Annotated in this window: 1 protein-coding gene; it reads left to right on the forward strand. The window is 66.5% G+C overall.

Annotated features, from left to right (window positions below):
• Positions 1-855 (forward strand): branched-chain amino acid ABC transporter permease (locus WFK61_RS26055; protein WP_336814947.1); only part of this gene is annotated, 855 nt, incomplete at its 5' end.
• Positions 856-862 lie beyond the last annotated feature (7 nt).

Below are 862 nucleotides of genomic sequence, written 5' to 3' on the forward strand. Positions count from 1 at the left end.
CCCGTCTTCGTGATGAAGGTGCTGTGCTTCGCGCTGTTCGCCCTCGCCTTCAATCTTCTCCTTGGATATGGCGGCCTGCTCTCGTTCGGCCATGCCGCCTATTTCGGCATGGCGAGCTATGTCTGCGCCTATACCGCCAAGCATTGGGGCCTGACGCCGGAGCTCGCGATCCTCTTGGGCACCGCCGTCGGCGCTGCCCTCGGCCTGGTCTTCGGCGCGCTCGCCATCCGCCGCCAGGGCATCTATTTCGCGATGATCACGCTGGCGCTCGCCCAGATGGTGTTCTTCTTCTCACTGCAGACGCCGCGCTTCACCGGCGGCGAGGACGGCATCCAGGCCGTGCCGCGCGGCAAGTTCCTCGGCCTGATCAGCCTTGCCGACGACCGCGCGCTCTACTGGCTCGTCGCCGCGATCTTCCTGGGCGGGCTGCTGCTGATCTACCGCGTCATCCACTCGCCCTTCGGCCAGGTCTGCAAGGCGATCCGCGACAACGAGCCCCGCGCCATCTCGCTCGGCTACCGGGCCAACCAGTACAAGCTGATGGTCTTCGTGCTCTCGGCGACGCTGGCCGGCCTCGCCGGCGCGACCAAGGCGATCGTCTTCCAGCTGGCCTCGCTCACCGACGTCTACTGGTCGATGTCCGGCGAGGTCGTGCTGATGACGCTGGTCGGCGGCTTAGGCACCGTGTTCGGCCCGATCGTCGGCGCCATCGTCATCGTCGCGATGCAGAACTATCTCGCGACGCTCGGCGCCTGGGTCACGGTCGTGCAGGGCGTGATCTTCGTCCTCTGCGTCCTGCTCTTCCGCGAGGGCATCGTCGGCGTCATCGCCAAGGCGATCAAGAAGCCGCTCTGAGAGCGGC

Source organism: Allobosea sp. MMO-172, from assembly GCF_037147855.1.
Taxonomy (GTDB): domain Bacteria; phylum Pseudomonadota; class Alphaproteobacteria; order Rhizobiales; family Beijerinckiaceae; genus Allobosea.